The organism is Campylobacter sp. CNRCH_2016_3089 (assembly GCF_025772505.1).
Lineage (GTDB): Bacteria > Campylobacterota > Campylobacteria > Campylobacterales > Campylobacteraceae > Campylobacter_D > Campylobacter_D lari_D.
Map to the genome: position 1 here is coordinate 34,178 of NZ_JAKMSF010000009.1, position 26,646 is coordinate 60,823.

The 26,646-nt window shown below is 28.4% G+C and carries 24 protein-coding genes; 11 read left to right on the top strand and 13 right to left on the bottom strand.

Annotation, left to right across the window (positions count from 1 at the left end; genetic code table 11):
- Positions 1-70: 70 nt before the first annotated feature.
- The gene (locus L8W69_RS07080; protein ID WP_133319226.1) at positions 71-841 is read left to right on the top strand and encodes a MetQ/NlpA family ABC transporter substrate-binding protein; all 771 of its coding nucleotides are present in this window, start codon (positions 71-73) and stop codon (positions 839-841) included.
- Positions 842-872: 31 nt separating this feature from the next.
- On the opposite strand, the gene L8W69_RS07085 is transcribed toward L8W69_RS07080, so the two are convergent.
- Positions 873-2,054 carry an acetate kinase gene (locus L8W69_RS07085; protein WP_263666779.1) on the bottom strand — a complete coding sequence of 394 codons (1,182 nt, stop codon included), beginning with the start codon at positions 2,052-2,054 and terminating at the stop codon, positions 873-875.
- Between the two features lie 8 nt (positions 2,055-2,062).
- A complete protein-coding gene (gene pta / locus L8W69_RS07090; RefSeq protein WP_318529609.1) occupies positions 2,063-3,532 on the bottom strand; it encodes a phosphate acetyltransferase in 1,470 nt (489 codons plus the stop codon).
- Positions 3,533-3,617: 85 nt separating this feature from the next.
- Here pta and flgH point away from each other — a divergent pair, with 85 nt between their 5' ends.
- Complete coding sequence (gene flgH, locus L8W69_RS07095; RefSeq protein ID WP_133319229.1) at positions 3,618-4,319, top strand: flagellar basal body L-ring protein FlgH; 702 nt, start codon at positions 3,618-3,620, stop codon at positions 4,317-4,319.
- 11 nt (positions 4,320-4,330) lie between these two features.
- On the opposite strand, the gene L8W69_RS07100 is transcribed toward flgH, so the two are convergent.
- From L8W69_RS07100 to L8W69_RS07125, 6 genes are read right to left on the bottom strand one after another with little or no spacing between them, the layout of a single operon-like run.
- The gene (locus L8W69_RS07100) at positions 4,331-5,731 is read right to left on the bottom strand and encodes a Mur ligase family protein (protein WP_263666780.1); all 1,401 of its coding nucleotides are present in this window, start codon (positions 5,729-5,731) and stop codon (positions 4,331-4,333) included.
- The gene (locus L8W69_RS07105; protein WP_263666781.1) at positions 5,724-6,467 is read right to left on the bottom strand and encodes an alpha/beta fold hydrolase; all 744 of its coding nucleotides are present in this window, start codon (positions 6,465-6,467) and stop codon (positions 5,724-5,726) included. Before L8W69_RS07105 ends, L8W69_RS07100 begins: the two co-directional genes overlap by 8 nt.
- A 2-nt stretch (positions 6,468-6,469) precedes the next feature.
- A complete protein-coding gene (locus tag L8W69_RS07110) occupies positions 6,470-6,685 on the bottom strand; it encodes a type II toxin-antitoxin system Phd/YefM family antitoxin (RefSeq protein ID WP_087699049.1) in 216 nt (71 codons plus the stop codon).
- Between the two features lie 2 nt (positions 6,686-6,687).
- Entirely contained in the window at positions 6,688-7,728 is a 1,041-nt protein-coding gene (locus tag L8W69_RS07115) for a D-alanine--D-alanine ligase (RefSeq protein ID WP_263666782.1), read from the bottom strand.
- Positions 7,729-7,744: 16 nt separating this feature from the next.
- Positions 7,745-8,296 carry a Holliday junction branch migration protein RuvA gene (ruvA, locus tag L8W69_RS07120; protein WP_220566641.1) on the bottom strand — a complete coding sequence of 184 codons (552 nt, stop codon included), beginning with the start codon at positions 8,294-8,296 and terminating at the stop codon, positions 7,745-7,747.
- Positions 8,293-10,149, bottom strand: a complete 1,857-nt coding sequence (locus L8W69_RS07125) for a FapA family protein (RefSeq protein WP_263666783.1) — start codon at positions 10,147-10,149, stop codon at positions 8,293-8,295. Before L8W69_RS07125 ends, ruvA begins: the two co-directional genes overlap by 4 nt.
- 124 nt (positions 10,150-10,273) lie before the next feature.
- Here L8W69_RS07125 and murJ point away from each other — a divergent pair, with 124 nt between their 5' ends.
- From murJ to rseP, 9 genes are read left to right on the top strand one after another with little or no spacing between them, the layout of a single operon-like run.
- Positions 10,274-11,728: a murein biosynthesis integral membrane protein MurJ gene (gene murJ / locus L8W69_RS07130; RefSeq protein ID WP_263666784.1), complete on the top strand. Its 1,455-nt coding sequence runs from the start codon at positions 10,274-10,276 to the stop codon at positions 11,726-11,728.
- Positions 11,728-13,110, top strand: coding sequence for a cysteine--tRNA ligase (gene cysS, locus L8W69_RS07135; protein WP_263666785.1), 1,383 nt, complete (start codon positions 11,728-11,730; stop codon positions 13,108-13,110). Before murJ ends, cysS begins: the two co-directional genes overlap by 1 nt.
- The gene (locus L8W69_RS07140; RefSeq protein WP_263666793.1) at positions 13,103-14,866 is read left to right on the top strand and encodes an ABC transporter ATP-binding protein; all 1,764 of its coding nucleotides are present in this window, start codon (positions 13,103-13,105) and stop codon (positions 14,864-14,866) included. The genes cysS and L8W69_RS07140 overlap by 8 nt, the downstream gene beginning before the upstream one ends.
- A gap of 51 nt (positions 14,867-14,917) precedes the next feature.
- On the top strand, positions 14,918-15,976 hold the full coding sequence (locus tag L8W69_RS07145) for a quinone-dependent dihydroorotate dehydrogenase (protein ID WP_133319237.1): 1,059 nt from the start codon (positions 14,918-14,920) through the stop codon (positions 15,974-15,976).
- Entirely contained in the window at positions 15,973-17,226 is a 1,254-nt protein-coding gene (locus L8W69_RS07150; RefSeq protein WP_263666786.1) for a M16 family metallopeptidase, read from the top strand. The genes L8W69_RS07145 and L8W69_RS07150 overlap by 4 nt, the downstream gene beginning before the upstream one ends.
- Positions 17,216-18,112, top strand: coding sequence for a 4-hydroxy-tetrahydrodipicolinate synthase (gene dapA / locus L8W69_RS07155; RefSeq protein WP_133319239.1), 897 nt, complete (start codon positions 17,216-17,218; stop codon positions 18,110-18,112). Before L8W69_RS07150 ends, dapA begins: the two co-directional genes overlap by 11 nt.
- Positions 18,112-18,891, top strand: a complete 780-nt coding sequence (locus L8W69_RS07160) for an enoyl-ACP reductase (protein ID WP_263666787.1) — start codon at positions 18,112-18,114, stop codon at positions 18,889-18,891. The genes dapA and L8W69_RS07160 overlap by 1 nt, the downstream gene beginning before the upstream one ends.
- 38 nt (positions 18,892-18,929) lie before the next feature.
- A complete protein-coding gene (gene pgsA, locus L8W69_RS07165) occupies positions 18,930-19,466 on the top strand; it encodes a CDP-diacylglycerol--glycerol-3-phosphate 3-phosphatidyltransferase (RefSeq protein ID WP_263666788.1) in 537 nt (178 codons plus the stop codon).
- Positions 19,463-20,569 (top strand): RIP metalloprotease RseP, encoded by a 1,107-nt coding sequence (gene rseP / locus L8W69_RS07170; RefSeq protein ID WP_263666789.1) that lies wholly within the window; start codon positions 19,463-19,465, stop codon positions 20,567-20,569. Before pgsA ends, rseP begins: the two co-directional genes overlap by 4 nt.
- On the opposite strand, the gene L8W69_RS07175 is transcribed toward rseP, so the two are convergent.
- From L8W69_RS07175 to L8W69_RS07195, 5 genes are all read right to left on the bottom strand, one after another.
- Positions 20,566-21,396, bottom strand: coding sequence for a hypothetical protein (locus tag L8W69_RS07175; protein WP_263666790.1), 831 nt, complete (start codon positions 21,394-21,396; stop codon positions 20,566-20,568). The genes rseP and L8W69_RS07175 overlap by 4 nt on opposite strands.
- 11 nt (positions 21,397-21,407) lie before the next feature.
- A complete protein-coding gene (locus L8W69_RS09320; RefSeq protein WP_220566631.1) occupies positions 21,408-22,781 on the bottom strand; it encodes a methyl-accepting chemotaxis protein in 1,374 nt (457 codons plus the stop codon).
- Positions 22,756-23,262, bottom strand: a complete 507-nt coding sequence (locus tag L8W69_RS07185) for a PAS domain-containing protein (protein ID WP_220566630.1) — start codon at positions 23,260-23,262, stop codon at positions 22,756-22,758. Before L8W69_RS07185 ends, L8W69_RS09320 begins: the two co-directional genes overlap by 26 nt.
- 59 nt (positions 23,263-23,321) lie before the next feature.
- Entirely contained in the window at positions 23,322-25,157 is a 1,836-nt protein-coding gene (mnmC, locus tag L8W69_RS07190; protein WP_263666791.1) for a bifunctional tRNA (5-methylaminomethyl-2-thiouridine)(34)-methyltransferase MnmD/FAD-dependent 5-carboxymethylaminomethyl-2-thiouridine(34) oxidoreductase MnmC, read from the bottom strand.
- Positions 25,154-26,646 (bottom strand): N-acetylmuramoyl-L-alanine amidase family protein (locus tag L8W69_RS07195; protein ID WP_263666792.1); only part of this gene is annotated, 1,493 nt, incomplete at its 5' end. The genes L8W69_RS07195 and mnmC, both read right to left, overlap by 4 nt.

A 26,646-nucleotide genomic window follows, 5' to 3' on the forward strand; every position in this document is an offset into this window, starting at 1 on the left:
ACTTTTCTCATCTTATTAATATTTTTACAATATAATCAAACATTTTAAAAAACTATAAAAAGGAGTTAATATGAAATTGTTAAAATTGCTCGCTGTAAGCACAATTTTAGGTGCAAGTTTATTTGCTAATGAAGTTATCACTGTAGGTGCAACACCTGTGCCTCATGCTGAAATTTTAGAACAAACTAAAGATTTATTAAAAAAAGAAGGTTACACATTAGAAATTAAAGAATTTAATGACTATGTTTTACCAAATCTTAGTACAGATAGTAAAGAACTTGATGCGAATTTCTTCCAACACCAACCTTATTTGGATGAGTTTAATGCCAATAAAGGCACAAAATTAATTAGCGTTGCAAAAGTTCACATCGAACCAATGGCTGTTTATTCTAAAAAATATAAAAATATCCAAGATCTTCCACAAAATGCTACTATAGCTGTACCAAATGATCCGACAAATGAAAGCAGAGCTTTAGATATTATCGCTAGTACTAAACTAGTTAGTTTTAAAAATATCGCATTAAAAACTCCACTTGATATTAAAGATAATCCAAAAAATATCAAATTTAAAGAGTTAAAAGCAGCACAACTTCCAAGAGCTTTAGATGATGTTGATTTTGCAGTGATTAATTCAAACTATGCTTTATCGGCAAATTTAAATCCTGTAAAAGATTCTATTTTAATAGAAAGCAAAGAAAGTCCTTATGCAAACATCTTAGTAACTACTCAAGATAATAAAGATAATCCTAAAATCAAAGCTTTAATAAAGGCTTTGCAAAGTCAAAAAGTAAAAGATTTTATCAATGAAAAATACCAAGGTGCCGTAGTTCCTGCATTTTAAAACAAACCTTGAGTTTAAAACTCAAGGTTATTTATTTTTTAATAAGTTCTGTGGTAATTTTAGCTATTTCTAATTCTTCTTCTGTTGGAACAATTAAAATTTTAATTTTAGAGTCTTTTTTACTAATCTCACCATTTCTAAGTTGTGCATTTTTATCTAAATCTATATCAAATCCCAAATGCGCTAGTCTTTGACAAACTTTTGCTCTAACAATATTATCATTTTCTCCAATACCAGCTGTAAAAATCAACGCATCGACTCTAGGTAAAATCGCAAAATATGAGCCAATATATTTACTCAAACGATAACAAAACATATCAAGAGCAAGTCTTGCTTTTTCGTTATTTTCTTCAATTTGCGCTTCAATATCTCTAAAATCATTAAACCCACAAATTCCATAAACACCACTTTTTTTATTCATTATAGTATCTAAATCAGATGGATTTAAATTTAATTCTTTTGCTAAAAATGGCAATACAGCAGGATCAATATCACCACATCTAGTTCCCATAATCAAACCTTCTAGTGGAGTAAAACCCATAGAAGTATCTACGCATTTTCCATTTTCTATAGCACAAACACTCGCACCATTTCCAAGGTGAGCGCTAATTGCATTAAATTCATTAATATTTTTACCAAGTATATGTGCAGCTTGTTTACTTACATAAGAATGTGAAGTACCGTGAAAGCCGTATTTTCTAACTTGGTGTTTTTCATAAAACTCATAAGGCAAAGCATACATATAAGCATAATCAGGCATGCTTTGATGAAAAGCTGTGTCAAAAACTGTCACATTGGGAACTTTTGGAGCTGCTTTTATCATAGTTTTAATACCTATTAAATGTGCAGGATTATGTAAAGGTGCTATATGAGAAACCCTATCAATTTCTTTTAAAATTTCATCATCTACTAAACAATGTTTAGTTAAATTTGGACCTCCATGAACTATCCTATGTCCACACCCATCAAGCTCATTTAAATCATATAAAATTCCACTTTGAGCAAATAATTCATTTACTAATTCAATACCTTGCTCATGATCTTTAATTGCTAATTCTTTTTGGTATTTTTGACCACTTTTTAGATCTTTTAGTTCTATTTTAGAGCTTTGCTCGCCTATTTTTTCCACTAAACCAGATGCTAGGGCTTCATCTTTTTCAAAAAGCTTAAATTTAATTGAAGATGAGCCTGAATTTAAAACTAATATTTTCATTTTTCTCCTTATTCTTGTGCTTGAATAGCACTTAAAATCACAGTATTAACAATATCTTCCACCAAGCAACCTCTACTTAAATCATTAATTGGCTTTTTAAGACCTTGTAAAATCGGGCCAATAGCTAAAGAATTTGCTGTTCTTTGTACTGCTTTATAGCAAATATTTGCCGCATTTAAATCAGGAAACACATATACATTTGCCTTTCCTGCTACTTTAGAATTTGGCATTTTACTTTTTGCTGTTAGCATATCATATGCTGCATCAAATTGTATAGGACCTTCTAGCTCAAGTTGAGGATATTTTTCTTTAGCTATTTTAGTAGCTTCTTTAATCGCATCCACGCTAGCTCCACTCCCACTATCTCCACTAGAATATGAAAGTAAAGCCACTTTAGGTTCAAGTCCAAAAGCCTTAGCACTATTTGCACTCACATAAGCAATTTCAGCAAGTTGTTCAGGGGTTGGATTTGGCATAACAGCGCAATCAGCAAAAACCAAAACCTTATCTTCTAAAGACATAAAAAACATACCAGAAACCAAACTCACATCAGGTTTTGTTTTGATAATTTGCAAAGCAGGACGAATAGTTTCAGCAGTAGTTGTACTTGCACCACTTACCATAGCATGGGCTTTTTGAGTATGTACAAGTAAAGTCGCAAAATAAGTTTTATCTTGCACGAGTTTTTTAGCTTCTTCTTTACTCATACCTTTACTTTTTCTAGCTTCATATAAAAGTTCTTCAAATTCTTCATTATATTGAGAATTTTTAGGATTTATAATACGCACACCATCGATATTGATATTTAAACTATTGGCTTTCGCACAAATTTCATTGCTATCACCTAGCAAAATCAAATCAACAATTTCATTTTGTATTAAAAATTCACTAGCTTTTAATACTCTTTCATCAAAACTTTCAGGTAAAACTACTATTTTTTTATCTGCTTTTGCTTTTTCAAAAAGCTCATAAGAAAATCTTGCCTGAGTTTTATAAGTATATTCTTGTAATAAATCTTGAGTAAAATCTTCATTTTCTTTTAACAAAACAAAGTCGCTAAGCTTTTGGCTTAGTAAAAAATTTAACATAGTATGATTTTCATCTTGACTTTTTGCATACAATGGAGTGTTTAGCTCTTTAGCTAAGGCTATATTTAAACTTAAATCCCCCATCAAGCCAAAATCATCTACTCCAACTACTATAGTAAAATCATTTTCTTTTTTTGTTTTCTCAAAATCTTCAATAATTTTTTTAAAAAAATCATTTAAATTTTGAGTGAATTTACCTTGATACTCATTTTTTTCAAAACTACTAAAAAAATCTATTTTAAGATTTCTTTTTGTGCAAAATGAAGTAATTTTTTCTTTATTTTTTTCACAAAAAACAGGAAAGTAAAAAGCTATTTTGCCTCGTACCTTTTCTAAACACTGCTGCAAAAATTTTTCATCAATGCAGTTTAATAAAAACATAGATTTCATTTTTTCCTCTTTATTTAACAAAATAATTGTTTTTTATAATATAATTATTTTAAAATTCATCATAATAATATAAGGTTATAAAGATATGAAATTTAAAAATGTTAATTTTTACTTGTTACCTTTTGTAATGTTTGGCTGTAGTGCCACAGTTGATCCACATATTAATATGAAACCACCTACTTATGTAGAAGAACTAGCTCCTAAGCAAAATCATAATACTCAAAGCAATCCTGGATCGCTGTTTGGTAAAGGAGATAACCCTTTATTTTCTGATAAAAAAGCAATGAATGTAAATGACTTGGTAACCGTAGTCATTAGAGAAAATGCTACACAAAATTCACAAGGCTCTAAATCTACAAGCAAAAACAACAATGTAAATTTAGGTGGTGGACAAATAACTACAGGTGCTGGACTTAGCAAAGTTAGAGATTTTGTTAATGACTATACAAATATAGGCTATACCACAGCAAGTACTTCACAATATCAAGGCACAGGAAGCCAAACTAGAAGTGAAAATTTCCAAACTACAATTTCTGCTAGAGTAATTAAGGTTTTATCTAATGGAAATTATTTTATAGAAGGAAGTCGCGAGCTTTTAATCAATGGAGAAAAACAAATCATTCAACTAAGCGGGGTTATAAGACCTTATGATATTTCTCAAGATAATATGATAGATAGTAAATATATAGCTGATGCAAAAATTCTTTATAAAACCGAAGGCGATATAGACAAATCTACACGCAAGCCTTGGGGGACAAAATTTATGGAGACCATTTGGCCTTTTTAAGCTAAATGGTTTTACATAAAACTTGGCGCATCATTGGAAAATAAAATCAAATCCCCATTTTGAGTTAATCTTGATAAAGTTTGCACAAGTTGAGATTTTTCTTTTAATACATAAAAATCTAATGTGATATGTTTTTGTAAAATCACGCTATTAGTCTCTGAAGTAATAATCACAAAATCAAAACATTCATTAATAATTTTACATAATTTTATATTTTCTTCTTCATTAACTTCAACTATACCAGGAGTTACTAAAACTCTTCTTCCTTGATAGCTTTTACAAAGCTCATAGCTTTGACTCATACCCTTAAAATTTCCATTAAAGCCATCATCTATGATAAATTTAGGCTCTTTAGAAATCACTTGCAAGCGATGTTCTACTGCTTTTAAATTCGATACGCTTTTTGTAATATTTTCTATTTTAATTCCTAAATAATGTGCAAGCAAAATACACACGCTAATATTATAAGCATTAAAAGCACCTAGTAAATTTGCATGAAAGTCATAAATACTATCATCTAATCTTATTTTAAAATCCAATCCTTCCAAACTTGCCCTAACATCACTTAAATACTCATCATAAAATTCATTTTCATATAAGGTGCTTGAGTGCAAAAAGTATTTTTCTAAACGCTCGGATTTTAAAGCTTGCAACTTAGCTTTGCGGATATTATCTTGAGTTTTAAAATATTCCAAATGTGCCAAACCAATCTCACCTACTATGCAAATTTGAGGATTTAAAAACTCTGTAATTTCTAAAATATCATTTTGCTCTCTTGCGCCAGCTTCTACGATATAAATTTCAGTATTATTTTCCAAATTTTCATTGATATCTTTTACTATACCCATAAAAGTATTAACACTTCTTAGAGTCTTATAGCACTTAAACTCATCTTTTAAAAGTTCGTATAAAAAATTTTTTATACTTGTTTTTCCAAAACTTGCAGTTATTAGAATAATTTTTAAATTTGGATTATCACAAATCTTTTTACTTGCTTTTTTTATAAAACTTTTCTGATTAATTTTTTCCACAAAAAAGCTTAATAAAAATGTAACTACTAAAGCTTCTAAACCTATCCAAAAAAATGGCATAAATATCAAGCTAAAAAGTAACAAAAATAAAAAATAACGCTTAATCCTAGCAGTAAAAACTAGCTTTTTATCTAAATTTTTATATAAATATCCACCATATAGTAAAGATAGAGCAAAAACTATAAAATATAAATAAAAATTTCCACTATACAAAGAAAACACAAAAGCAAAATAAGGAATTATTAAAAAATACAAATGCCATAAAGGTTTGGGAAAGTGTAAAATTATGCGTGAAAATTTATAAGAATACCATTGTAAGGCTAAAATCAGATAAAATCCAAGTAAAAAATTCAAACTTAAAAAAGCTATCATACTAATCATTTTTTAAAAATTCCTCATGTATTTTTTCATTTATAAAATCAGCATGTTTTAAAAAGAAAAAATGATCCCCATCTAATGCAAAAAATTTCCCTTTTTGTGCTAAAGAATGGATAATTGCTCCGCTTTTTAAAGGTGTAGCCTTATCTTCATTACCCCAAAAAATCAAAATAGGATTTTTAAGCTTTTGAAATTCATTTTCTAAATTTTCATTAACAACCCTTTTAAAGGTTTCATACATCACTTCATTCATGCCTTGAGCGTCTTTACTAATAAAAAATTTCCTCCAAAAATCCCCATAAGGGAGATTTTTCAAAATTTTAAACAAGGCTATTTTAAACTTCACTTTAAAATTTTTTGGTAAAACTACGCCTGCACTAGAAAGCAAAATCAAACCTTGAAAATTAGCATTTTGGCACATAATAGTCGCAACTTTTCCGCCAAAAGAATGCCCCATTAAATAATCTGTTTTTTGCTCAATTGTAGTTAAAAAGTCTTCTACAACCTTTGCATAAGCATAAGAATCCATAGGTGCATCTATACTTGAATTTCCAAAACCAGGTAAATCTAAATAAATTTGCTTAAAATCACTCAAAGGCTTTTCAAAAGCTTGCTTCATAAGCTCTTTATTAGCACCCCAACCATGTAAAATAAGAATTGTTTTTTCACATTTTGGATTGATGATTTCATAACTTAAATTATAAAAATACCCATTAGAATATACTCTAGTTTTTGCCATTTCTAGCCTTTTTTATCTTTGTAAATCTTTTCTAAAAGCATCACAGCTTCATTTAAACGCTCATATTCTTCAAAGTTCAAAAGTACAGCTTCAAATTTATTGTTTTTCACAATCACCACTCTACCATTTTCACTTTTTTTTGTTTTTTCAAGCATAGTGCTGAAATTTCTTACCACTTCAGTTGCAGTATAAATTTCATCTTTGCTAAAAGTAGCCATGATTATAGCTTACCTTTTTGTCCATTAATACTATGAATAAAAGCATAATCAATCTTAATTTGCTTTTCAAATTCTATATTTTTAGCTAGACTATTAATTACATTAGTAAAATCTTCAAATAAATAATTTGCTAAAGATCCTGGATTTGGATTGATCTCATTTAAATAAACCTCATCATCTATCACAAAAAAATCACAGCGAATCAAAGCTCCTTTAAATAAAGGATTATAAATTCTCGTAAAATTATCCCTTAATTTTTGTTTTAATTCTTCACTAATATTTGCTTCACTTACTTTAGAACTTTCTGAAAAACCTAAATATTTTTGTTCAAAATCTAAAATTTCATTTTTTCTAGGCTCTTCAATAATAGAAAATTCCATTTTTTCATCTATCATACAACCTGCTAAGTTATATTCTTTAATATTACTTACAAATTGTTCTATCACAACATCCTCATCAAATTCAAAAGCAACATCTTTGGCATACTTAAGCTCGCTTTCATCTTTAACTATGCTTATACCTATACTACTACCTAATCTTGCAGGCTTTAAAATACAAGGAAAATCCAAAGATACATTTTGCTCTTTATGCAAATTTAAAACCTTATAATCAAGTGTTTTCACCTCTACGCTTTGTGCATAAAGTTTAGTTAAAACCTTATTAAAAGATAAAACACTAGCTTCTATGCGTGGGCCTATGTATTTTATACCATAAAAATCAAGCAAAGCAGCTATTTTACCATCTTCACCATCTTTTCCATGTATGATATTTATCGCTATATCAATGTCAAGTTTTTTCTCACCTAACATAGTTTTTATAAAAAACCCACCCTGCTTTAACACCAAGGCTTTTTCTTTTTTATAAGCACCGCTGCTAAAAGTTTTTGCATTCATTTTTTCTTCATCTATAAGAAAAAATTCCTTATTTTTATCACAAAATATAAATTTTTTTTGTGCTTTGAGTACTTTTTTTAATACCACAGCACTTACAATGCTAATTTCATGCTCATAAGAATTTGCGCCAAAAATTACACCATATATCATTATATTTTTCCTTTTATTATGCTAATTTTTTCAAAGCCTCTTTAATAAGCTCACTAGTATTTTTACTCTCACAAGTTCTTAAAACCTTTAAAATATTTTCTTGTTTAAAACCAAGTGAAAGTAAAGCTGCCAAAGCTTGTGCTTGGTCTTGATTGGAATTTTCTATATTGATTTTTGCATCACTTAACTCAGCTATAATTCTTTTTGCACTCTTTGGACCAATACCAGGAACCTTTTTAAATACACTCTCATCGCCACTTTGCAAAGCTGCATAAAAAGTATTGGTATCTAAGCTTGAGCAAAGTGCCATAGCAGTAGTTGCTCCTATACCGCTAATTTTAATCAACAACTCAAACATTTTTTGCTCATTTATATCTAAAAATCCATATAATTTATGAGAGTCTTCTTTGATAATTTGAGTGATTAAAAACTCAACCTTTTGATCTTTTTCAAAATTACTTGAGCAAAAAAGCGAAACAAAAACACCATAACTTACCCCACTTGAAGTTTTCAAAACTACAAAAGTGGGTTCTTTTTTACTCACTATTCCTTCAATTGCCACTATCATTTAGTTTCTTCCTTGTAATTGCTAATAGCACGAATTTCAAAAAGTTCCATCTCATTTTCTGTATTAATTTTTTGAAGCTCAAAACATTGAATTTTTTCTTCATCATGAGGATAATAGCTTAATTCTTTTCTAGGATTTAACAAAATGAATTTAATTTCATTTAAATCCATCCATTTTCCACTTTTATTAATAATCTTAGATTTTAAAAGTTTTTCTTGAATTTTCTTAAGCTTTTCTATATTTGCTTTTTCTTCTTCTTTTAAAGATTCTATTTTATTGGCAAAAATACTTAGATTTTCAATCTTTTGATTAAAATCTTTAATAGTAGCTTTATAAGCTTGCGGTATAGCTCTTTTTGCACTCATTAATTCTTTTACTTTTTGCTGTAAAATTCGTATGGAGTCTTTACTTATATTGATTGTGTGTTTAGTCTCTTCTATTTCTTTAGCTAAATTTTCTTGTTCTTTTTTCAATCCATCAACATGTATTAGTATCTCTTCTCCGCTTTTTTCTTCTCCAAAAGCTTTAAGATCTTGAATTATAAATTTATTTCCACTGCCTTGAATTTTTTCAACATGGATTAAACTTTTAGCACTACATAAACAATTTCCGCCGAGTTCTTGTATGTAAATTTCATCAGCAATAATCTCTCCACCCATAGCCTTTTTAATATTTACTTTTTTAGCCTTGATAGAGCCATTTTCCAAAGTTTCAGCAAAAACCTCCTCAGCCTCACAATATCCTCTTAAGATATTAACCTCAACCTTTTGTCCTATAATAGTGCTTTTATGATGCATATTGCCTTTAAGAATTATCTTTTTACCTCTTAAAACAGAATCTTGAGCCATATTACCAGTAACTTCTAACTCCTGAGCCTCAACAGTAATTCTAGGACCTATTGCATCTTCTAGAGTATTTGTATTTTTAATCACAATAATAACTTGCTTATCAAAACCCGCCCAAATAGAACCTGTACTTTTAAAATCAACCTTACCAAATTCTAAATAATTTTCTATCTCATAAATGGATTTTCTTTGTATAATAAAACCATCTTTTTTAGCAATATATTTTATACTCTCATCATCTTCTTTAACTTCAAATTTATCAGAACAAATAACTTTTTCTTTATTTATTTTTGGTGGAAGTGCTTTTAAAATTTTAAATTTTAAATCCTTGCCATCGCTACCCTCTTTTGGCTTAATTCTCTCAATAGCCACCTCATCTTTTCCTATAGGCGCTACATAGTTTCTATTCATCACATCATTATACTTTTTTAGATTTTCTAAATAATGATATTTTATTTCTTCATTTGTAGGCTCTTGCGGATTAATTCCTTTACATACTTCAAATTCAACTTCAAAATCAAATTTTTGCTTCTCTTTAATCTTAGCATTAAAATCAATAATTTGCTTTTTAAAGTCAAAAATTCTAAATCCAAGCAAGTATTTCTCTTTTATCATTGCTTTATAAATAGCTTCTAAAAGCTCTAGAGCTAATTTGTCATGAAAAGCAATAGTTTCACTAGCTTTAACGCTGGCTTTTAATAAAGTACAAAGCTCATTAGTATATAAACTAACTTCAAAAGTTGAAATGCGTGCAAATTTTTTAAAATAAATTTCTATTTTATATTCTTGTTCTATATTTAATTCATGATTTAAAAATTTCTCATCTTCTTCAAAAATTTTCAACTCTTTTTCATTAACTTTTATCCATTCTTGATTATCATAAGTATAAGAAGTACTAAAACTTAACAACCTAAAATCAAGTTCATCAACTTCACATTTATTTTCAGAAGCAAATATTAAAAGCTCTCTATAAGGGTCTTTAGTGTATAAAATTTTCTTTTCTTCCATAGCTTAAGCTTCCTTATTATATATAAAATTTTGATTTTAGCAAAAATAAAATCAAAATTTAGTTAAAATTAGCTCTATTAAAAATTTTATAATACTCAAACTAATGTTTAAAGAATGAAAATTAATGAGAAAAAATATTGTTTTTAAAAATTTCATCATCAATGCCTTAGGAATTTTATTTTCTAGGATTATGGGCGTTTTAAGAGATATTGTTTTAGCTTTGTACTTAGGAGCTGGAATTTATAGCGATATTTTCTTTGTGGCTTTAAAAATGCCTGCTTTTTTTAGAAGAATTTTTGCAGAAGGGGCCTTTGGACAAGCTTTTTTACCAAGTTTTTTAAAAGCAAGTAAAAAAGGTGCTTTTTGTATAAACGTTTTATTGCAATTTAGCATTATAGTGTTTTTAACCTGTATTTTAGTGAGTTTTTTTGCTGAATTTTTTACAAAGATTTTTGCTTTTGGCTTTAATAAAGAAACAATTATCTTAGCTGCGCCTTTGGTTTCTATTAATTTTTGGTATTTGTTTTTTATTTTTTTGGTAACTTTTTTAGGCTCTTTATTAAATTATAAACAAAATTTTTTCATCACTTCTTTTTCTGCTTCATTTTTTAATCTTTTTGTTGTGATTGCAGGTTTTTTTGTCAATCAAGATGAGCCTTTAGAGGCCTTGTATTATTTTTCATATGCGACTGTCTTAAGTGGTTTAGCTCAACTTATATGGCATATTTTTGCTTTAAAAAATACTAGAATTTTAAAAAGCATGTATTTAAGCATAAAACTTAAAAAAACAAAGACCAATTTAGATAAATTCCACTCTACTTTTACCCATGGACTTTTAGGCTCTTCGGCAAATCAAATTAGTTCATTATTAGATACTACTATAGCTAGTTTTTTAATGGCTGGAAGTATTTCGTATTTGTATTATTCTAACAGAGTTTTTCAGCTTCCTTTAGCTCTTTTTGCAATCGCTCTAAGTCAAGTAAGCTTCCCAAAAATACTAAGACATTTAAAAGCAAATGAAGAACAAAAAGCCTTAGCTTTTATGCAAAAAGCTTTTGAGTATTTAAGCGTGCTTTTGATTTTAGCTAGCATAGTAGGGATTATTTTAGCTAAAGAAATTGTAGAGTTTTTATTTCAAAGAGGAAATTTTAATCAAGAAGATACAAAAATCACTGCATTTTTATTACAAGCTTATCTTTTAGGACTTTTACCTTTTGGTTTGCAAAAACTTTTTTCTTTATGGCTTTATGCTAAATTTAAACAAAAAATAGCCGCTATAATAGCCTTTAAAACACTTTTTATATCAGCATTTTTTAGTATAGTGATTATTTTACTTATCAAAGAAGAAACTTATAAGAGCTTAGGCATTGCATTAGCTTCATCTATTAGTGCTTTTTATTTATTATATGCTAATATTAAAGAATTTGGCTTTAAAAATCTTTGGGGTATTTTTAGGGTTAAATTTTGGCTTATTAGTATAGTATTTTTAAGTTTATTTGCTCTAGGCTTATTTGAAATTAAAGATATTTTAATACAATTTTTAATTGGAATTTATCATTTTTTTAAAGGTTTATTTTAATGGTTTTTTTTGATAGTGTTTTAAAGAAAAAATGCGAATTTATCCCAAATGAGGCAAAAAAAGCAAACATTTATCTATGCGGACCTACTGTATATGATGATGCACATTTAGGACATGCAAGAAGTAGTGTTTGTTTTGATTTTTTAAGAAGAGTTTTACTAGCAAGTGATTATGAAGTGATTTTTGCTAGAAATTACACTGATATTGATGATAAAATTTTAAAAAAAATGCAAGAAAGTGGTAAAAGCTTAGAAGAAATTACAAATTTTTATATTAAAAGATATGATGAGGATATGCAAGCGCTTAATATCTTAGAACCTGATTTTAAACCAAAGGCTACAGCTTATATTGAGCAAATGATTATATATATAGAAAAACTTTTAGAATTAAACCTAGCTTATAAACTTGAAGATGGAATTTATTTTGATACCAGCAAAGATGATAAATACTTTTATATCTCTAAAAGAAATTTAGAAGATAATCAATCACGCTTAGAAGAAAGTGTAGCCAAAAAAAATGATAGCGATTTTGTTTTATGGAAATTTGATGAAAAATTTTATCCTGCAAGTTTTGGTAAAGGAAGACCAGGTTGGCACACAGAATGCGTTGTGATGATAGAAAGTATTTTTAAAGATAAACTTGATATTCATGCAGGAGGCATAGATTTACTTTTTCCTCATCATGAAAATGAAGCTTGTCAGTGTCGTTGTAAAAACAATCATGAGTTGGCTAATTTTTGGCTGCATAATGGCTTTGTGCAAATTAATGGTGAAAAAATGAGCAAAAGCTTAGGAAACAGCTTTTTTCTAAAAGATTCTTTAAAACTTTTTAGCGGAGAGGTTTTGAGATTTTATCTTTTAAGTGTGCATTATAGAGCGCATTTTAACTACGCTTTAGAAGACTTACAAGCTGCTAAAAAAAGACTTGATAAATTTTATCGTTTAAAAAAACGCTTAAATTTAAATGCTTTTATAGATGAAAAAACTACCATAGAAAGCGAAGTAGCTAAAAATATCTTAGAAGTTTTAAATGATGATTTAAATGCCTCTAAAGCCTTGGCTTTACTTGATGAGTTTATCAATGAAAGTAATATTTACTTAGATCAAAACCTAAAAGACAAAGCTTATAAAATACAATTAGAAAAAACCTTAAAAGAACTCGCTTTTATTTTTGGTATAGGTTTTATGGATACTATAAAATATTTTCAATTTGGCATTAGTGAAGAAAAATGCCAGGAAATAGAAGAAAAAATCGCTCTACGCAACAAGGCAAAGCAAGAAAAAAACTATGCCTTAGCAGATCAAATTCGTGATGATTTAGCTAAAGAGAATATTCTTTTAATGGATACACCAAATGGTGTGGTATGGGAGAAAAATGGATAAAAATTACAAAGAAATGAAGCTTAAAGAGGTTTTTACTCGCTTTAAGCCTTATTATAAAGATTATTGGTTTTATTTTGTTTTAGCTATTATTGGTATGCTTTTAACTAGTGGTGGAACGGCAGCTAGTGCATATATCATAGAGCCTATTTTAAATAAAATTTTTATAGAAAAAAATGTTGATTTGCTTTATTATATGCCTTTGCTTGTTGTTTTAATTTATGCTTTAAAAAATCTTGGTGCTTATATGCAAGTTTATTATATATCTTATGTTGGGACAGATATTTTAAGAAGATTAAGAGAATTAGTTCTTGGCAATCTTTTGCGCTTAGATATGAGCTTTTTTCATAAATACAGAAGTGGAGAATTAATCAGCAGATGTACTTCTGATATTGGAGCTTTACAAAATATAGTTTCTACTATAATACCTGAAATTTTAAGAGAAAGTTTAACCGCGATTGGACTTTTAAGTGTGGTGATTTATCAAAGCCCAAAACTTGCTTTTTTTGCTTTAGTTATTTTACCTTTAGCAATTTACCCTCTTGCTATTTTTGCTAAAAAAATCAAAAAAATAGGACGCAATACTCAAGAAAAAAATTCTGATCTTACTTCAAGATTAAGTGAAATCTTTTCTAATATAGAACTTATTAAAGCTTCTAATGCAGGTAAAAATGAAATGCAAAAATTCAGCCAAACTAATAGCGAAGTTTGCAAACTTTCCTTAAAAGGCATTAGAATTGAAGCTTTAAGTAGCCCTTTAATGGAATCTATGGGTTCAATTGGCTTTGCAATAGTAATTATAATAGGTGGTAAAGAAGTAATTGATGGAAGTTTAAGCATAGGTTCTTTTTTTAGCTTTACTACAGCTTTATTTATGGCTTATACTCCTATTAAAAGACTTTCTTCACTTTATACAAGATTGCAAAATGCAGTAGCAGCTAGTGAGAGAACTTTTTATCTAACTGATTTAGAACCGCAAATTAAAGGTGGTGATGAAAAACTTGCAGAAAATATCCAAAATATTCATTTTAAAAATGTCTCTTTAAGCTATCAAAAAGATAAAATGGTATTAAAAGATGTAAATTTTTCTTTTGATAAAGGAGAAATTCTAGCCTTAGTTGGATCAAGTGGTGGAGGAAAATCTTCTATTATCAATCTTTTGATGTATTTTTTTGAAAAAGATAGTGGTGAGATTTTAATCAATCAAAAAGACATTAGCTCTTTTGATATTATTAGTTTAAGAGAAAATATTTCTTTGGTAACTCAAAATATTTATATATTTAATGACACTATAGCTCAAAATATTGCTTATGCTAAAGAATATAACGAAACACGCGTGATAGAAGTTTTAAAACAAGCTAATGCTTATGATTTTGTCCAAGAACTTGGTGGTATACATACTGAATTAAAAGAACATGGAAAAAATCTCTCCGGCGGACAAAAACAACGCATTGCCATAGCAAGGGCTTTATATAAAAATCCTCAAATTTTAATTTTTGATGAAGCAACTTCAGCACTTGATAATGAAAGTGAAAAAGCCATAGTAAGAACTATAGAAAGCTTAAAAAAAGATCGCTTAATACTCATCATCGCTCATAGACTTAGCACTATAGAAAATGCTGACAAAATTGCTGTGCTTGATAAAGGAAAAATAGCTTCTATAGGAAATGATGCTTATTTAATGCAACATTGTGAAATTTATCAAAAATTAAAACAAAAAGTACAAAAAACTGATAAAGTTAAAGAAAATGAAAACTAAGAATTATCATTTTTTTAGTAAAATATGCTATTTTGTAAAAAAAGGAAAAATATGACTTATGAAAGTTTAAAACCTTTAATATATAAATTAGATCCAGAAAATGCCCATGCTTTAGCTGAATTTAGTATGCGAACGCTAGATTGTATATTTCCTGGAGGGCTTAGTTTTTTTGCAAAAGATTGTATAATAAATGATGAAATTTTAAATCAAGAAATTTTTAATTTAAATTTTTACAATCCTGTGGGTTTAGCAGGTGGCTTTGATAAAAATGCAACTATGATAAGACCGCTAAGTGCTTTAGGTTTTGGCTTTTTAGAATATGGAACTTTCACCCCAAAACCTCAAAATGGCAACGAAAAACCTAGACTTTTTAGACTTGTTGAACAAGAAAGTATTCAAAATGCTATGGGTTTTAATAATAAAGGTAAAGATGCTATCGCAAAAGAAGTAAAAAAAGTCTATCCTTTTAGCATACCTTTAGTAGCAAATATAGGCAAAAATAAAATCACTCCAAATGAAGAAGCTATTAATGATTATATTATTTTATTAAAAGAATTTAAAGATTTGTGCGATTTGTTTGTGATTAATATATCCTCTCCAAATACCAAAAATTTAAGAGATTTACAAAGTGAGGAATTTGTAAACACCCTATTTAATCAAGCAAAAGAAATCACAAAAAAACCTGTGATTTTAAAAATTGCTCCAGATATGAGTATAGATAGTGCAATTTCACTTTGCAAAAGTGCTATTAGTGCAAAAGCTGATGGTATTATCATGGCAAATACTAGTATAGATTATTCTTTAATTGATAATACAAGAACCTTTGGTGGAATTAGTGGTAGATTAATCACTCAAAAAAGTGCGACATTTTTTAAAGAAGTAGCTAAAGAAATTTATCAAGATACTATTTTAATAGCAAGCGGTGGTATAGATAGTGCTGAACTTGCTTATGAACGCATTAAAAATGGAGCTAGTTTGGTTCAAATTTATACAGCTATGATTTTCAAAGGACCAAGCATTGTTAAAAATATCAATCAAGGATTAATTGAACTTTTAAAACAAGATGGTTTTAATCATATTAGTCAAGCTATAGGAGTTAATTTTAAATGATTAATTATAAAAAAATCACCCTTGAAAATGAACTTGAAATTTACACTTTACCTGTAAATAAAAAAAGCGGGGTTATAAGTGTAGATATTTTTTATAAAGTTGGCTCAAGAAATGAAAAAATGGGAAAAAGCGGCATAGCTCACATGCTTGAACATTTAAATTTTAAAAGTACAAAAAATTTAAAAGCAGGCGAATTTGATGAGATAGTCAAGGGTTTTGGTGGAGTGGATAATGCAAGTACTGGTTTTGACTATACGCATTATTTTATAAAATGCTCTAGTGAAAATTTAGACAAATCTTTGTGGCTTTTTGCTGAATTAATGCGTAATTTAAATTTAAAAGATGATGAGTTTCAACCCGAAAGAAATGTAGTTTTAGAAGAAAGGCGTTGGAGAACCGATAACAATCCTTTAGGATATTTATATTTTAGATTATACAATCATGCCTTTTTACATCATCCATATCATTGGACTCCAATAGGCTTTTTTAAAGATATACAAAATTGGAAAATAGAAGATATACAAGATTTTCATCAAACTTTTTATCAACCCAAAAATGCTATTTTGCTTGTGAGTGGCGATATTAATGAAGATGAAGTTTTCAATCTTGCTAAAAAACATTTTCAAGATATAAAAAACACCAAAGAAATCCCTATAGTTCATGAAAAAGAACCTGAACAAGATGGTGCTAAACGCGTGATTTTGCACAAAGAAAGCGATACGCAACTACTAGCACTTGCATACAAAATTCCTGCATTTAATCATGAAGATATGCCAAAACTTTGCGCATTGAGTGAGCTTTTAGGAAATGGAAAAAGCTCATTAATAAGTGAAATTTTAATTGATAAATTAGAACTAATCAATGAATTTTATGCCTATGCAAGTGAAAATATAGATGAGAATTTATTTATATTTATTTGTGTTTGTAATGAAAGTATAAAAGCAGAAGATGTTGAAAAAGAGCTTTTGAAAATTCTTGAAGATGTAAAAAATGCCAAATTTGATGATGCTATCATGGAAAAAATCAAAAATACCGTAAAAAGTGATTTTATTTTTTCACTAAGCAATGCAAGTAGCGTTGCAAATATTTATGGATCTTATCTTGCAAAGGGTGATTTAAAACCTTTGCTTGATTATAAAAAAAATATAGAAAATCTAAGCAAAGATGATTTAATTCATTGTGCTAGAAAATACTTCAATGAAGACAAATCTACAACAATAATCTTAAAAAGGGGTGAAAATGGACAATAACATCATCATAGGAGCAATGACAGCTTTAATAACTCCGTTTAAAAATGGAAAATTAGATGAGCAAACTTACCATAAACTCATCAAAAGACAAATCGCAAATGGAATTGATGTAGTAGTGCCTGTTGGAACAACCGGAGAAAGTGCCACCTTAACCCATGAAGAACATAGAATTTGTATAGAAATAGCACTAGATGCATGCAAAGGAAGTTCTTGTAAGGTTTTAGCAGGAGCAGGAAGCAATGCCACACATGAAGCTGTAAGTTTGGCTAAGTTTGCACAAGAGCATGGAGCTGATGGAATTTTAAGCGTTACTCCATATTATAACAAACCCACACAAGAAGGTTTATATCTTCATTATAAAGAAATAGCAAAAAGTATAGATATACCTGTACTTTTATATAATGTCCCAGGAAGAACAGGGTGTGAGCTTCAAACAGAAACTATTATAAGATTATTTAGAGATTGTGAAAATATTTACGGAGTAAAAGAAGCTAGTGGAAGCATTGATAAGTGCGTTGATTTGCTAGCGCATGAACCTAGAATGATACTTTTAAGCGGGGAAGATGCGATTAATTATCCTATACTTTCAAATGGCGGTAAGGGTGTGATTTCAGTTACTTCAAATTTACTTCCTGATATGATTTCAAAATTAACTCATCTAGCTTTAAAAGAAAAATACATTGAAGCTAAAAAAATCAATGATGAGTTATATAATATTAATAAAATTTTATTTTGTGAAAGCAATCCTATACCTATTAAAGCGGCAATGTATATAGCAGGTTTAACCCCTACTTTAGAATATCGTTTGCCACTTTGCAAACCTAGTGATTGCAATTTAACAAAAATAGAAGCGATTATGAAAAACTATAACATAAAAGGATTTTAATGGATACTTTTTTTCAAAATAAAACTTTAGTAATTAGCGGTGGAACAAGAGGGATTGGTAAAGCTATTGTATATGAGTTTGCAAAAGCAGGAGCCAATGTAGCTTTTACTTATAATTCTAATGCAGATTTAGCTCAAGAAATTGTGAAAGATTTAGAAAATAATTATAAAATCAAAGTAAAGGCTTATGAATTTAATATACTTGAACCAGAAACATATAAAGAGTTGTTTGAAAAAATCGATCAAGATTTTGATAGAATAGATTTTTTCATCTCTAATGCTATCATTTCAGGTCGTGCCGTTGTAGGTGGATATACTAAATTTATGAAATTAAAGCCAAAAGGTATTAATAATATTTTCACAGCAACCGTAAATGCTTTTGTTGTTGGAGCACAAGAAGCGGCAAAAAGAATGGAAAAAGTTGGTGGGGGTAGTATATTATCTATTTCTTCAACAGGAAATTTAGTTCATATTGAAAATTATGCTGGTCATGGTACAGCTAAAGCAGCGGTTGAAGCTATGGCAAGATATGCTGCAACCGAGCTTGGTTCTAAAAATATCCGTGTAAATGTAGTTAGCGGTGGACCAATTGATACTGACGCGCTTAAAGCATTTACAAATTATGAAGAGGTAAAAAATGCAACTATCAATCTTAGTCCGCTAAACCGCATTGGACAGCCACAAGATCTAGCTGGCGCATGTTTATTTTTATGCTCTGATAAGGCAAATTGGATCACAGGCCATACTTTGATCGTAGATGGTGGCACCACCTTTAAGTAATATTACCTTAAGGGTGCTTTATAAAGGATTTTAAAAGTATGAATTTACCCAATATCTTAGCTTTTATAAGGATATTATTAGCTCCACTTTTGTTTTTTTTACTTATTAATGATTTCAAAAATATCCATCCTAGTTGGGTAAATTATTTTGCTTGTGTTATTTTTAGCATAGCTGCTTTAACTGATTTTTTCGATGGCTATATTGCAAGAACTTGGAATCAAACTACTAAACTTGGAGCTATTATAGATCCTTTAGCAGATAAAATGCTTATTCTAGCTGCATTTTTAGGGTTATTACTTACACAAAAAGCTGATCCATGGATGGTTTACATTATCTTAGTAAGAGAATTTTTCATCACCGGCTTTAGAGTGGTTATGGTAAGTGAAAAATTTGATGTAAGTGCTTCTTTTGCAGGCAAAATAAAAACAACCTTTCAAATGATAGCTATTATATTTTTAATCATGCAATGGCCTTTTGCCAATACATTGTTATTTATTGCTTTAGTGCTTACACTTTATTCAGCTTTTGAATACATACTAGCTTATGTAAAACATTTAAAAAAAGGTATAAATTGAAATCATATTTATTTTTATTTATTATCTTAGCTATTGGTTTTAAATTTTATTCTTTTAGTTTTTTAATAACACTTTTAGTGATATCTTTTTTAATTTTTTTTCACGAATTAGGACATTTTTTAGCTGCAAAACATATGAGAGTTGATGTAGAAATTTTTAGCATAGGTTTTGGAAAAGCTATTTTTAAAAAAACTTACAAAAATACAGAGTATCGCTTATCCGCCCTACCATTTGGTGGTTATGTCAAGCTTAAAGGACAAGATGATTTAAACCCTAGTGAAAAAAATTATGAGCCAAATAGCTATAACACTTTAAGTCCTTTAGCTAGAATTTATATACTTTTTGCGGGACCATTTTTTAACTTTTTTCTAGCATTTTTACTTTATATAGCCATAGGTTTTTTAGGAGTTCAAAAACTTGCACCTGTTGTTGGAGATATAGCGCCAAACTCAGCTGCACAAAAAGCAAATTTACAAATTGGTGATAAAATCCTAGCTATAGATGGGGTTCAAATTCAAAGTTTTGAAGAAATTGGCAAACTTGTTCACGCAAAACCAATCCTACTTAACATAGAACGCGATAATAAATTTATCAATATCACTTTAACACCGCAAATTGACCAAGGCTATAATGAGTTTTATCAAAAAGTTCAAAAACCTCTTATTGGTATAGCACCTAAGGGTGAGTTTGTTACTATTTATCACTCAGGAATTAGTAGTTTAAAATATGCTTATGAAGAAAGCATAAATGCTTCTTTGCTTATTTTTAAAGGTCTTACTAAAATCATCAGCGGGGAATTAGATGCTAAAAATATGGGTGGAATCATCACTATGGTGGATATAACCTCCAAAGCAGCAAATACTAGTATAGTAGTTTTATTTTTAATCACAGCTTTAATTTCCATCAATCTTGGAGTACTAAATTTACTTCCGATACCAGCACTAGATGGAGGACATATACTTTTTAATCTTTATGAATTAATTTTTAAAAAAGAAGTACCAAAAGTATGTTTTGAATATCTTAGTTATTTTGGCATGGCTTTACTTTTAAGCTTAATGGTATTTGTAACTTACAACGACATTACTCGTTTTATGAGCAATTAATAAGTCCTAGTAGCAAAATCATAGCGATTAAACTCGGCTATACTATTTTTACGATAAAAGCTATTATAAAATTGCTTACTTAAACTTTGTTCATAATTTAGTCTAAACTTAACCCACATTGCCGTTTGATCTTTTGCACTTGTTTTTTCATCTTGATAATTAAGTGATAAATCCAAAATAGAAATTGGAGAATAAGTAATGTTATACTGATTTTGTGTTTCTTTCATGTTAGAATTTACATTTAAAACATTTAAATAAGGTAAATCAAATATAACCCCAAACTCTGTACTATCATCACTATTATTTTCTTTTATATCATAATGATTAGCATATGCTTTAAAATATTGACTAAATTGCAATTCAGCACCAAAACTATTTTTTGCATAAGCTTGTTTATATTGATCGTTAAAATAATTAAAACCAAAATTGATTTCATCAAATTCATAACGATTAATAATTCCCAAAGAATAAGCTTGCTCTAACTGCCCTATTCTTGCTTGTTTTTCTAAAAGTAAAGTAGCATTATCATAATCTAAAATTGAGTTGATATTTTTAATATTTACATTTAAAGCGTTATAATCTAAACTAGCTTCTGTTTTATCCTTTGAGCTTAAATTTAAAACCTGTGCTAAAGAATTACTAGCAAAAGTACCAAAATCAACATTTTGAACTTGATACTCCTGCGGTTTTTGAAAAAATACTTGTTTAGAAATTGCATTTGTTTTTTGTTCTTTAGTTATATTAACATCACCCTCACTTAAGCTTTCTTCTAAATTAGAAGCAAGCACATTTAAACATATACAACTTAAAAAAATGTATTTTTTCATTTAACCTCTTATTAAATATGTTTTTTATGCTCTATTTCGCTTATCATTTTTTCATTTATATCTTGAATTTGCTTAATATGTGCATAAATTTTTCTTTCCTCTTTGACTATTTGATTGTTTCTTATACAATCAAATAATTTTTCTATATAAGAATTTAAATTTTGATTTAAAACATAAATATTACTTGTAGAATCAAATTTGGCTAAATTTTTATCTTCTATATCTTCTATTTTGGAATTAATCACACAAGAGCAAGCTAAATATGTTTTTAAACAACACTCTAAATAAAGCAATATTTTATTAGTATCAACACTTGTCTTAGAAATCTCATCTAATAAAATTTTAGCTTTCTCATCAACACCGGTAAACACCTCTTGGAATTCTTCTAAACTTGAGTTAGATTTTTTAGCAACTTTATAAGCTTCATTAGTTATATTTTTAATATTACTCATTTGCTCTATTGATACTTTAATCATCACAGAAATTTCTTTGGCGGCCTCTTGAGTTTTTTCAGCTAAATGTCTTACCTCATCTGCAACTACCGCAAAACCTCTACCATGCTCTCCTGCACGCGCTGCCTCAATAGCTGCATTTAATGCTAAAAGATTTGTTTGCTCTGTAATATCTTCTATAATAGATATAAAAGAAGAAACATTATTAATTTGCTGTGAAAAAGTATCCATTAAAGTATGAATTTGAGTGATATTTTCACCTAAATTTTGCAAATCGACTGAAATTAATTCTGCATTTTTGGCACTTTTTGAAGAATGAGTAGAAATATCATTTGCCTGCTCATATATATCATGCATAGTGCTTGCATTATCATTTAATTTCACATTAATCAAAGCTAATTCTTTTTGCAAAGAATCTGACATATCCTTAGAAACATTTTCAACGACAATACTTCTTATGGATAAATTTTGAGTTTTTTCTATTTCTAAAGTAGCTTCATTAATAATTTTAGCATTATATGCGAAAGTACCCATTAAGCCTTCTAATCTTGCTTTTCTATAAAATCTTTGTTCTTTTACAGCTAAAATAGCATTAAGAATTTCTCTATTAAAAGCCTCCATTTGATCAGCTAAATCATTTACAACCCAACTTAATTTTCCTACTCCAGATTTTGGAACAGCTATATGAGTAATTCTTGCTTCCAAATTTCCTTTTGTAAGCTCATTTAAAACTTGAGTAATCCTTAAAACTTCTTTATTTCTATAATAAGCACTAGCAAGTCCAAATAACACCACTAAAGTTCCAATCACACAAAAAATAAAACCAAAAATATTATTTTCTACTATTTCCAAGATTGCCATCAAACAAAATAAAAATAAAGCAAAATAATTTACAGATTGATTGATATTATATTGATAAAACCAATTCTTCATAACTCATCCCTTTTGTATTTAAATAATCATCAAGTTTCTTCCTTGATGCACCTTTTCCACCTTTTTGCTCTTCAATCAAAAGCTCTTTGTATAATTTTTCTATTTTTTCAACTGCTTCTTTTTTGGGTTTTAAACGCATAGAATAATACCCAACAACTTCTCCTTTGGAATCAAACGAAGGACTGACAAAAGCCAAAACCCAATAAAATGATCCATCTTTTGATAGATTCTTAACATAAGCTATAATCTCTTTTTTACTCTTAAGTCTTTCCCAAAGTAATTCAAAAACAACTTTTGGCATATCCGGATGACGCACTATGTTATGAGGTTTTCCCAATAATTCTTCCTCACTATAGCCCGAAAGAGAAATAAAGATTCTATTGCAATATATGATTTTTCCTGTAGTATCTGTTTTGGAAATAATCATTTGTCCGTCATTGAAAAATTTTTGATTATTATTTGGCAAAATTTTTCTTTTCATATACCCTCCTTAAAATATTAATTTTAATATACCAATATATAAAATTAATAAATCAAGGATTAAATAAGTCCTTTTTTAAGCTTTCTAATTAAGAATCTTGCAGGATGTAAGGCATGTAAAAATTCTTTTTTTATTCTTGGCTCATCAAAAATCAATGAGCTCATCACTCTAGCACAAACAATAGCACTAGCAAAAGCTCTAGATCCATGAGCAATAGAAAAATACAAAGGAATAAAATCATTTGGTATGACTTGATTTTTATTTTTATGCCATAAAAGTGCTTTATAATTTTGCATATAAAAATTTTCATCATAGGCTTGACCTACTATGGCAAATCTATCACTAGAATATGATCTAAATCCTACTTTACCGCCCATTATCTCTAAATTTTCATCATGTAAAAACTCTTTTACATTTTCAATATTTTGCAAATCATCATTTTTTAAAAGCGTTGTATCTTGATTAAGCCTATCATAACTTGCGCCAATAAGTTGTAAATTAAGCTCCTCATTAATAGGACAAATATATCCTTTAGAAGATAAGGCATGCGGGTTTTTTAAAAATGGTTTTAAATGAGTACATTGACCTCTTACACTACTTAATTTCATATATTTATACTCTAAAAAATTCTTAACATCAGCACCTTGAGCATAGATTAACACATCATAATCTTTTAAAATTTTTTGATTATTAAAATTTAAAAAAAACTTTTCATTTTTATAAGAATAATCTTTAAATTCATACTCAAAAAATACCCTAGCCTTGCTTTTTTGCAAAAGTGTCTTCACAAGCTCTTGAGGTTTTATACAAAATCCATCTTTTAAAAAGGCTTGATTATTAATAATTTCAAATAAAACATTATCTTTTTGACTATCAAAACGCTCTTGCATAAGCTCATTATGAGCAAATTCATAAACCCCTTGTGGAATTAAATTTAAAATTTGTCTATAAAATCTACTTGCTTCTAAAAAAGCATATTGTGAAAACTCGCCCAATAAAACATCGGGTTTTAAAATCAAAGAGCTTAAAATTCCATTGATATTTCCAGAAGCGCCTTTTCCTAATGAATTTTCTTTTTCAAAAACATCTACTTGAACATTTCTTAAAGAAAGCTCATAAGCCATGCTTGCTCCGGCTATACCTGCTCCGATAATAGCTATTTTTTGAATCTCTTTTTTTAAAGATGGGGTATTAAAATATGCAAATTTATCTTCAAATTCTAAACCATTAAAAATGGCTTGTATCATTTCTCTTTTTCTAAAACCTTTTATCTTTCGCACTTGAAAATTGTTATTAATTAAAGCCTTTTTTAAAACACTAGCAGAAGAAAAAGTTAAAACCTTAGCATTTATTTTTGAATTTTTAGCAACATCGTTTATAATATTATCATCAAACATATCTTGATTTTTAGAAGGTGAAAAACCATCTAAATACCAAATATTTGCCTTAAAGTCTAAATTTTGTAGATTTTCTTTAGCATCACCAAACACCAAATCTAAAAAACAATCTTGAAAATAAAACCTATAAACCCCATCCTTACATGGAGGATAAAAATTTAAAAATTGCTCTAAAACTTCTTCAAATTTCTCATAAAAACCAAGTTTTTTATAAATTTCTCTTAATTTATCTTTTTCTATATAAAAATTTTCAAAGCTAAGATAAAAAAGTCTTTGATTGTGTTTTTTTTCTTTTAAAAAACGCTTTAATGTAAGAAAGAAATTTAAGCCTATACCAAAACCAAGTTCTGCTACAATAGTTTGTTTGTTTTCAAAGTCAAAAGCATTTGTATATATAAATTTGCTTTCACTTAAACCATCACTAGAATTAAAATAATAATCATCAAAATCCAAAGAAAAAGGCGCATTATTTTTTATAATAATATTTGCTTTTTTCATTGATTCTTATAAAAATAACTTTCAATTCCATTGGCAATACCAATGGCTAATAATTCTTGGAAATTTTTATTTGTCAATCTATTTCTTTCACTAGGATGGCTAATATAACCTGTTTCAATCAAAATCGCTGGCATTTGTGCTCCTACTAAAACCCAAAACGGAGCCTCTCTAACCCCACCATCAACAACTTTATATTTTTTTCTTACATTGCTCAAAATTTTTTTCTGCACATCGATAGCTAATTTATTTGAAGCAACTATTTTTTCACGATTTAAAAAATTTAAAAATGTTTGCTTGGAAAAATAATTCATTTCTTCAAAATCTGATTGATTTTCTGCTTCAGCAGCTTTTTTACTTCTTTCACTTCTTGCAGGAGATAAAAAGAAGGTTTCAATTCCTTGTAAAGTCTTAGCTCTTTGTTTATTTGGTGCTGCATTTGCATGGATAGAAATAAACAAATCTGCCATTTTCTCATTAGCCATGGAAGTTCTATCTCTAAGGTTTATAAATTTATCAGTACTTCTTGTGTAATAAATTTTATATCCTCTTTTTTTTAGCTCATTTCCAAGTTTTAAAGCCACACTTAAAACTACATCCTTTTCTCTAACACCCTTATCTCCTAAAGTTCCTGGATCCTTGCCTCCATGACCTGGGTCAATTACTATAATTTTGCCTGTTTTTTTGATAGTAGCTTTTGCTGCTTTTGAAGTATTTTTTACTGGCGTTTTTTTAATCTTTTTCTCAAATCCTACAAATAGCTCATCATCATCCAAATCAAGACTAGTCTTAAAATCACTAGTAGAATTTAAAACAATTCTTACTGTAGTTTTATTAAACTGCACTATTGTGATAGATTGATTTTTATTAATATCAATTTTTTTTCTATCGCCTTCTAGAATGGCTTCAAAACTCACAATAGAGCGATACATTTTACCATCTTTAAAAGAGTTGATTTTAATATCTTCAATATCAATATCATTATTTAATTTTAAATTAACACCACTTTTATCTTTACTTGATTTTAAAATATATAAAGGTTCATTTCTAACAACTTCTTTTTTAACTTCTGTTTTTTTAATCTCGCTTTGTTTTTTAACTATAGGTTTAGGTTCTTCTTTTTTTTCTATTTTTTCAAGTCCCATAAAAAGACTTTGATCTTTAAGCTCTATTTTTACTTTTAACTCTTTTTTAGAACTCAAAACTAAACGCATGCTAGTTGGATTAAATTGTGATACAATAATATCAAAATCTTTAAATTCAAAATTTCTCTTTGGTCCTTTTAAAATTCCATCAAAATCTGCAACATAACGAAAATTATCACCTTTTAAAGTAAAATTTTTTATATCTTTTTGGCTAATTTTTTCACTCAAATCAAGCAAAACACCATTATCTAATTTTTTAACATCAAAAATAAAAAGCTCTTTTTGTGCCGAAGTTTTTTTATCTTCTTTTTTATCTTCTTTTTTATCTTCTTTTTTATCTTCTTTTT

Bases quoted from the DNA above. Each gene is read 5' to 3' on its own strand.
- L8W69_RS07080 (WP_133319226.1), top strand. From the start codon at position 71: ATGAAATTGTTAAAATTGCTCGCTGTAAGCACAATTTTAGGTGCAAGT.
- L8W69_RS07085 (WP_263666779.1), bottom strand. From the start codon at position 2,054: ATGAAAATATTAGTTTTAAATTCAGGCTCATCTTCAATTAAATTTAAG.
- pta (WP_318529609.1), bottom strand. From the start codon at position 3,532: ATGAAATCTATGTTTTTATTAAACTGCATTGATGAAAAATTTTTGCAG.
- flgH (WP_133319229.1), top strand. From the start codon at position 3,618: ATGAAATTTAAAAATGTTAATTTTTACTTGTTACCTTTTGTAATGTTT.
- L8W69_RS07100 (WP_263666780.1), bottom strand. From the start codon at position 5,731: ATGATTAGTATGATAGCTTTTTTAAGTTTGAATTTTTTACTTGGATTT.
- L8W69_RS07105 (WP_263666781.1), bottom strand. From the start codon at position 6,467: ATGGCAAAAACTAGAGTATATTCTAATGGGTATTTTTATAATTTAAGT.
- L8W69_RS07110 (WP_087699049.1), bottom strand. From the start codon at position 6,685: ATGGCTACTTTTAGCAAAGATGAAATTTATACTGCAACTGAAGTGGTA.
- L8W69_RS07115 (WP_263666782.1), bottom strand. From the start codon at position 7,728: ATGATATATGGTGTAATTTTTGGCGCAAATTCTTATGAGCATGAAATT.
- ruvA (WP_220566641.1), bottom strand. From the start codon at position 8,296: ATGATAGTGGCAATTGAAGGAATAGTGAGTAAAAAAGAACCCACTTTT.
- L8W69_RS07125 (WP_263666783.1), bottom strand. From the start codon at position 10,149: ATGGAAGAAAAGAAAATTTTATACACTAAAGACCCTTATAGAGAGCTT.
- murJ (WP_263666784.1), top strand. From the start codon at position 10,274: ATGAGAAAAAATATTGTTTTTAAAAATTTCATCATCAATGCCTTAGGA.
- cysS (WP_263666785.1), top strand. From the start codon at position 11,728: ATGGTTTTTTTTGATAGTGTTTTAAAGAAAAAATGCGAATTTATCCCA.
- L8W69_RS07140 (WP_263666793.1), top strand. From the start codon at position 13,103: ATGGATAAAAATTACAAAGAAATGAAGCTTAAAGAGGTTTTTACTCGC.
- L8W69_RS07145 (WP_133319237.1), top strand. From the start codon at position 14,918: ATGACTTATGAAAGTTTAAAACCTTTAATATATAAATTAGATCCAGAA.
- L8W69_RS07150 (WP_263666786.1), top strand. From the start codon at position 15,973: ATGATTAATTATAAAAAAATCACCCTTGAAAATGAACTTGAAATTTAC.
- dapA (WP_133319239.1), top strand. From the start codon at position 17,216: ATGGACAATAACATCATCATAGGAGCAATGACAGCTTTAATAACTCCG.
- L8W69_RS07160 (WP_263666787.1), top strand. From the start codon at position 18,112: ATGGATACTTTTTTTCAAAATAAAACTTTAGTAATTAGCGGTGGAACA.
- pgsA (WP_263666788.1), top strand. From the start codon at position 18,930: ATGAATTTACCCAATATCTTAGCTTTTATAAGGATATTATTAGCTCCA.
- L8W69_RS07175 (WP_263666790.1), bottom strand. From the start codon at position 21,396: ATGAAAAAATACATTTTTTTAAGTTGTATATGTTTAAATGTGCTTGCT.
- L8W69_RS09320 (WP_220566631.1), bottom strand. From the start codon at position 22,781: ATGAAGAATTGGTTTTATCAATATAATATCAATCAATCTGTAAATTAT.
- L8W69_RS07185 (WP_220566630.1), bottom strand. From the start codon at position 23,262: ATGAAAAGAAAAATTTTGCCAAATAATAATCAAAAATTTTTCAATGAC.
- mnmC (WP_263666791.1), bottom strand. From the start codon at position 25,157: ATGAAAAAAGCAAATATTATTATAAAAAATAATGCGCCTTTTTCTTTG.